Genomic DNA, 5,574 nt, shown 5'->3' with positions numbered 1-5,574 from the left:
CAGAGAGCCTTCAAAAGGATACCGTCTCCTATAGACAGAGCTCGCAGGCGAGTTACTCCCGCAAGTCTCCCGTAAACGAAACCTAACTGTATGATTCTCAGATCGAAGCCACTGCCTGAGTAGGGCACGTATCTATTACCCAAATCGCTTATGATCCATTTGACACGGTCCGTGCCTTAGTTGGGCAAAAGCCATGACTACATATCGACTGGATCCAATGTCCGCTTTACGCTCAATAGCGGCCATTGGCCTCATACGATACTAAAGGGCCGCTAACGACCCAAAGCGGACGTTGCAACTGCCCATCGGCGTTGACCAACGAAATGCTCTGCGAAAGGCACATCCGGCAGCAGAAGCTCCGCCATGCGCTACTGAAGTTGGCGTCAATACTTGATGCAAACACCTGCTTGTCAATTTGGCCAAGATTGCGATCAGTCCAGGTCAAGAAACCTGTAGGATGACGGACTAACAAGAAATAAAATTATGGAGACAACAATAATGAACAAGAATAATATTTCTGAATCTGTATTGTGGCTGGTATTGATTGCGGTTGGAATTGGCACCGCTGTTGCAGATGATGAGGTTGACAAAATGGTGGCCCATGCCTGAGCTGCGGCGCCGGCTGCAGTTGGTGCTGACGCTACGATAGTGATCAACGGTGAAGTTGTGGTCGAAGGAAGCAATGGCTGGACCTGCTTGCCTGAAACAATGCCTGGTGGTCCTGCTATTTGTATCGATGCTGTCTGGGGAGAAATGATGGGTGCGTTGGGTGCGAAGGCGGCATATACGGCATCGAGTGTTGGTATTTCATACGTGTTGCTTGGCGATCCTGCCGGCCACGGGGCCAGTAACTCGGATCCCTATCACGAAGATCCTGCGAGTGCGGATGATTACGTGGAAACCGGCCCACACCTGATGGTCATTGTGCCGAAGGAATTGCTGAAAGGCATTACCGATGATCCATCTTCAGGCGGCCCGTACGTAATGTGGAAGGACACTGACTACGCACATATCATGATACCGGTCGATTCAAGCGACTGATTTCCAATAGAGAGGAACTAGGAAGCCTCGCCCACGGCGGCGGGGTTTCTTGGTTCAGCGCACGTCCGCTTCTAGGACCTGCCCCGGTTTGGTGGACACCTTTAAATTGGCGCGATAATGCGCTGGGAGGTGTCTGATGACGAAGAAGAAGCGTTATAAACGATACAGTCCGGAGTTCAAGCGAGAAGCCTTGAAGCGGGCGAGCGAAGAAGGCGTGACGGATGTCATCGTCTGCGAGGAGCTCGGCATCAGTGCGCGGCAACTGCGTCGTTGGCGAGATGAGTACCGGCTGTTAGGGGATGAGGCATTTCCAGGCCAGGGACGCTCTCGTGACGAGGAGCTGACCAAGCTCAAACGCGAGCTGGCTAAAGTCAAACAGGAACGAGATTTTTTAAAAGATGCGGCGGTGTTCTTTGCCAAGGAGTCGACATGAGATACCGGTGTATCAATCGACGTCGCACTCAGTACCCGGTGAGTATGATGTGCCGGGTGCTCAAGGTTTCAAGGAGTGGCTACTACGCCTGGCGGGTTCGGCCTGAGAGTCACAGGGCGCAGACGGACCAGCAGTTAACTCGCGTCATCAGACGCCTGCATGCTGAGAGTAAGGGTGTTTACGGCAGCCCCAAGTTAACGGGTGATCTCAGGGACGAAGGATACTGTTGTGGGCGGCACAAAGTGGCCCGATTGATGCGTTTAACGGGACTTAGAGGCTGTCCGCAGCGGCACTTTAAGGTCACGACGACACGGGATCCGAGCCACCCGGTGGCAGAGAATCTGCTTGATCAGGACTTCACGGCCGTGGCACCGAACCAACGTTGGGCATCGGATATCACGTACCTGTCAACAAACCAGGGTTGGCTTTACCTGGCGGTGGTGATGGATCTCTATTCCAGACGCATCGTGGGTTGGTCGATGAGTCGCTGGATCAGTCGGCACCTGGTCATGGATGCGCTGTCGATGGCGCTCGGTTCACGGCGACCCGATACCGCACTCATTCATCATTCCGACCGTGGCAGCCAGTACACCAGCGATGACTTTCGTGATGAGCTTTTAAAGCACGGCATCCGATGCAGCATGAGTGCTCGCGGTAACTGTTACGACAATGCCGTGGTCGAGAGCTTCTTTGGGCTATTGAAACGCGAGCGCGTCAACCGGGTACGCTACCGAACTCGAGACGAAGCACGGGCCGATGTGTTCGATTACATCGAGTGTTTTTACAATCGAAAACGCCGCCACGGCTATCTTGGTAACATCAGTCCGGTGGCGTTCGAAAAGCGGACATGCGGCCTTTACGAAACTGTCCATTAAACCGGGGCAAAACCAAAACCATCCTCCAAAGCGGACATTAAGCTAGAATCGCGAAAAGGGGCCGCTAACGACCCAATGCGGACGTTCAGCTACCTACACTGGCATTTTCGGTTGTCTCGGATATGCGGCCCCTGGTGGTAGCCTCAGAATGAACGAATTAGATGCCCTATAATTATTAGGTTACTTATGACCACGGGGAAAAGCTCATGAGTAAGTCGGAATACGTCGCCCGCACTCAATCGTTACTGCCCGTAACATTTCTCTTGATGGCGCACGGATTGGCTCTGGCGCAAGATGATCGTCCCAACTTTCTTGTGATCGTTGCCGACGACATGGGTTACTCAGACCTCGGTAGTTACGGCGGGGAAATCAACACACCGGTGTTGGATGATCTTGCACAGCAAGGTATGCGTTACACCAACTTCTATGTAAGCCCTACCTGCTCGGTTACCCGATCGATGCTGCTTAGCGGAACGGACAATCATATTGCCGGATTGGGCAACATGGGCGAGTTGTTAGCGCCTAACCAGGTAGGACAACCAGGCTACGAGGGTGTGCTGAACGAGCGCGTTGCCACAGTCGCCTCCCTGTTGCGAGATGGCGGGTATCACACCTACATGGTTGGGAAATGGCATCTCGGACTTAAACCTGACCAGATTCCGCACGCCCGTGGTTTTGAGCGCGACTTCTCCTTGCTGGTCGGAGGGGGTAGTCACTTCGACTCCCAGTGGAACGTTGAATGGCAGATACCCAAAAGTCCCTACACGGAGGACGGACGCCCCGTCGAAAAACTGCCGAAGGATTTCTACTCAACTAAAAACTACACCGACAAAACCATTCAGTTCATTGAAGAGGGCCGCGGAGACGGCAAGCCCTTCTTCGCCTACATGGCGTTTACCGCTCCTCATGGGCCGCTGCAAGTTCCAGATGACTGGTTGCGGCGCTACAAAAACAAATACGACGAAGGTTGGGATGTCATTCGTATGCGTCGTCTCGCCCGCATGCAGAATCTGGGTATTGTGGAAGAAGGCGTCAGTACTGCGGAGCGCCTGTGGTTCCTGCCGCGAGCCTCGATGCTGGCACCGGGAGCCCGTATTGCGTTGGGGCGCAAAATGGAACTATATGCCTCGATGGTTGAATACATGGACGACCAGATCGGGCGCGTATTCGATTATCTGAAGGAGATTGGCGAGTACGACAACACGGTCGTTATCTTTTTCTCCGACAACGGAGCAGAAGGAAACGACCTGGTCGGTATGGTGGCGGGTCGACCCGGCACCTTGGGATATCTGCATGCGGCGGCCAACTTCGCCGAATCGGGCCACAATTTCATCGGGCGCAAGGGCTCGTTCGCCGAATACGGACCGGCCTGGGCGCAAGTTTCGATGACGCCCTTCCGGCTTTACAAAGGATTTCTCGCTGAAGGCGGTACGCGCTCCCCGCTGATCATAAGCGGCCCAGGCGTACAAGGTGCCGGTGCAATAAATACGAGTGCCATTCTCCATGTCATGGATCTGACGCCGACACTGTTGGAGTTGGCAGGAGTAGAGCATCCCACTACTTTCCAAGGTCGTGACATTGTACCTATGCAGGGCAAGAGCTGGGCGCAAATGCTGGCAGGCGAAGTGCAATCTCCCCGGGGTCCGGATGACTGGCTTGGCTGGGAACTGTTTGGCAACCGGGCAATTCGCCAGGGTGACTGGAAAATCAGCTGGCACTATCAGCCCTACGGTATCTGGGATTGGCAGCTATTCAACCTCGCTGCGGATCCCGGCGAACAATACGACCTGTCTGAGAAGTTTCCCGAGGAAAAAGCACGTCTCATCGCACTGTGGGATGAGTACGTCGAGATGAACGGCGTAATCGTTGGCAATCGGTCGCCATTCGAAGGTGCCAGAAAGGCACTTCCCGATGCAGTTGTGGAAGCCGATAGCTATCCACCGGTCCGTGGCCTGGAGCAGGTTTCTCACGAAAAGCTAATTGAACTTCTCAGTCAATAAGAAGATATTAGTCATGAAAATAATAAATGGTCTTACCCGATTCTTGGCCTTTACCACATTTACGGTTGTCGTTTCATTGATTTCCGGACCGGCGATTGCTCAGGACGACGGTGCACGCGCTTACTGGAAAGGAAGAGCCGGCACCAACGCAATATCATTCCAATACCTGAACATGCACCTGCAAGCCTCTAAAGCGCTGCAATTCGATCCGGCGCACTACATCTACCCTGCTGCCGACGCCGAGGCCGATATTTTTGTTTTGAGCTGGGCGCGCCATATGACGCTTTTTGATCGGCCTTCAATACTTAGCGTTAACGTACTTGGGGGTAGTGTCGATATAGACTTCGATATCAACCTCACGCCGCCAGAGTTTTTGCCACCCGGTGTCGTCCCGGGTGTTTCGTTTAGTCAGTCTGCTTCCGGCTACGGTGACCCGTCAGTACAACTCGACATGAATCTTCTAGGTACGCCGAAGATAAATGCGATCTTCGATTATCTGAACTACGAACCAACCTGGACCCTCGATGCCGCCTTGATGCTTGGCGTTCCGCTTGGGGAATACGACAGCACCAAAATAGCGAATCTGGGCCTCAATAGATTTTATGGGCGGATCGCGTTCCCATTCAAATACCACTTTGGTGTTTTTACTCCCGGCTATATGTCGAGCCTCGAGGTGGTTCCATCGGTCTGGCTCTTTACCGAGAACGACGACTTTTTGGGACAGAAACTGCAGAACGATCCTATGTGGCAAGTCGAAGCACACTGGACCCATGACTTTACCCGACACTTTTTTGGCTCCATCGATCTGCTTTACCGCAATGGTTTCCAGTCAGAAATCAATGGCGTTGATTTAGGAGGCGACCTCGAGATCGGAGATCTCGGTTTTACCTTGAATTTCCAGGTGACGGACAACGTAACCGTACGAACCAGCTTCAGCTCAAATGTCTTCGGTGACAGTGACATCGATAACAGCATGATCCGACTCCAGTTCATCTACGCATGGGATCGGGCTATCGAAAACATAAGGAAACTAGGCAATGAGTAGAAGCCCTGAGGCTGCACCAATTTTAGCAGCGAGATGTCCGAACGAGAAATGAGGGTATTGACAAGTTAAATGCTCAGCCTAATCAAATTTGAGCAGACATCACTGATCACGCAGTTGCGTATTTCCAAGACGCGAAAGCACGCAATCGGAATAACCGATAGTTCTTGGCTGACACCAGGT

At 53.0% G+C, this 5,574-nt stretch carries 2 protein-coding genes and 2 pseudogenes; all 4 read left to right on the top strand.

The window, feature by feature from the left end; all coding sequences use genetic code 11:
* Positions 1-498 precede the first annotated feature (498 nt).
* The 4 genes and pseudogenes from IIA05_12795 to IIA05_12780 all read left to right on the top strand — a co-directional run bounded on the left by IIA05_12795 (position 499) and on the right by IIA05_12780 (position 5,394).
* Positions 499-1,041: pseudogene (locus tag IIA05_12795) on the top strand (hypothetical protein).
* Positions 1,042-1,177: 136 nt separating this feature from the next.
* Positions 1,178-2,286: pseudogene (locus IIA05_12790) on the top strand (IS3 family transposase).
* A 329-nt stretch (positions 2,287-2,615) separates the two neighbouring features.
* Entirely contained in the window at positions 2,616-4,349 is a 1,734-nt protein-coding gene (locus IIA05_12785) for an arylsulfatase (GenBank protein ID MCH9027967.1), read from the top strand.
* A gap of 13 nt (positions 4,350-4,362) precedes the next feature.
* Positions 4,363-5,394 carry a transporter gene (locus IIA05_12780; GenBank protein ID MCH9027966.1) on the top strand — a complete coding sequence of 344 codons (1,032 nt, stop codon included), beginning with the start codon at positions 4,363-4,365 and terminating at the stop codon, positions 5,392-5,394.
* Positions 5,395-5,574 lie beyond the last annotated feature (180 nt).

Source organism: Pseudomonadota bacterium (genome assembly GCA_022572885.1).
In the GTDB taxonomy this organism is placed as follows: domain Bacteria; phylum Pseudomonadota; class Gammaproteobacteria; order Steroidobacterales; family MnTg04; genus MnTg04.
Note: the sequence above shows the minus strand (reverse complement) of the source record. Positions and strands in the feature narration are given on the sequence as shown.

Excerpts from the sequence above, each read along its gene's own strand:
- IIA05_12780 (MCH9027966.1), top strand. The coding sequence starts at position 4,363 with ATGAAAATAATAAATGGTCTTACCCGATTCTTGGCCTTTACCACATTT.
- IIA05_12785 (MCH9027967.1), top strand. The coding sequence starts at position 2,616 with ATGGCGCACGGATTGGCTCTGGCGCAAGATGATCGTCCCAACTTTCTT.